Origin of the sequence: Staphylococcus coagulans, assembly GCF_002901995.1 — a bacterium.
In the GTDB taxonomy this organism is placed as follows: Bacteria; Bacillota; Bacilli; order Staphylococcales; family Staphylococcaceae; genus Staphylococcus; species Staphylococcus coagulans.
Map to the genome: position 1 here is coordinate 1 of NZ_PPQN01000154.1, position 318 is coordinate 318.

Sequence of the window (318 nt, forward strand, 5' to 3'; positions counted from 1 at the left end):
TATCAAAATAAATTATTAAATTCACAATATAAAAACTTTGTCAGAAGTATAGAAATGTTTAAGTACTTATTCAAATTACCAAAGGAAGGTAATGATAACAAAGAACGAATAATGAATTACACAGAGATATTTTGGACAGTCATAGAAGACTACTTCTTTGGTAATGTTCCTATAAAAGTAGAAAGTAAAGTTGAATCAGAACTGTTTGGAGAAAAGTAATTTATTTGAATAAGAATTCATTTTTAAAGATAACAATATGACGTATTATATCTATACAGTTTTTGATATATTGAAATAAACAGGAGGAATGATTATGGC

1 protein-coding gene is annotated in these 318 nt (G+C 24.8%); it reads left to right on the forward strand.

Annotated elements, in window-relative coordinates:
• Window positions 1–219 (forward strand): hypothetical protein (locus CD118_RS12150; RefSeq protein WP_206167731.1); only part of this gene is annotated, 219 nt, incomplete at its 5' end.
• Window positions 220–318 lie beyond the last annotated feature (99 nt).